Source organism: Enterobacter cloacae complex sp. GF14B (genome assembly GCF_004136805.1).
GTDB lineage: Bacteria > Pseudomonadota > Gammaproteobacteria > Enterobacterales > Enterobacteriaceae > Enterobacter > Enterobacter hormaechei_C.
Map to the genome: position 1 here is coordinate 1 of NZ_QFRV01000363.1, position 941 is coordinate 941.

The 941-nt window shown below is 46.4% G+C and carries 1 protein-coding gene; it reads right to left on the minus strand.

What is annotated here, in order from left to right; genetic code table 11:
• Nucleotides 1-696: 696 nt before the first annotated feature.
• Nucleotides 697-941: hypothetical protein (locus tag DD606_RS26295; protein ID WP_219824254.1), on the minus strand; the 245-nt coding region annotated here is incomplete at its 5' end.

Consider the following 941-nt stretch of genomic DNA (forward strand, 5'->3'; position numbering starts at 1 on the left):
ATAGCGTTGGATTCTTACCCTCATGGGGTGGGTTCAACCCTCCTTCATGCAAGGGTTTAGAGGGCCTTCCTACGTGTGGCGCCAATGGAGCCTTGGTGCTATAGAGTTTCCGGTCAAGTTCTCCTTGGTCGCCAGCCTTTGTGGGGCGGTTGCGATTGTTGTCGCTGTTTGTATCCCCTTGGTCTACATAGAACTCTATGCCTACCTTCTTTTTGATGCACTATGGGGGCGTCGTTGTCCCTATCTGCAGATCATGGGAGAGAAGATGCACGTTGCATGCACATGCAACCCGCTTTTCTCCTTTCCCAATAATAGTTTGGATACCAGTGAAATCATGAGAGTAATGCGTGTGCTAGTCTCCACCCAACCATGCTATCTTATAGCCTCCCCCTAGCGTACACACTGTCCGGCCGTGCCGGTGGCCTTGCCCATAGGACCCATGTCCTTACATTACTCCCCCCTTGGAGAATTGTTTTCGTCTTTGAAAACGAACGTAGAAAAACGTTTCTTAAGTGCGGACACATTCTCCCATGTAGAACCTTCTTCAGGTCTATCTAGCCATTTTACCAACACCTGTCATCTGACATGATGTCTGGTGCAAAGCTCATGAGAATCCAAAATCTTTTCGGGCTCATGAGGAATGCTTAGCGGTGCGACAAGGTCAACCAACACACATGTGTTAATGACATTATCATTCTATCCAAGTTGTTTTCGTAAATGGCTAACCTGAAAAATAGGATGAACTCCTGAGTGCTCTAGAAGAGCTAACTTATAGGCCACTTGACCTATACGTTTGAGAATGGTTAACTGTCCACAATAGCGTGGTGAAATTTTGGCAACTTTTCCCGTCTTCAGACTTTTTGAATGCTCCAAAACTTTGAGGAAAACCTTGTCTCCTTCTTCGAAAGTAGCAAGACGACGATGCTCATCTGCGTACTTTT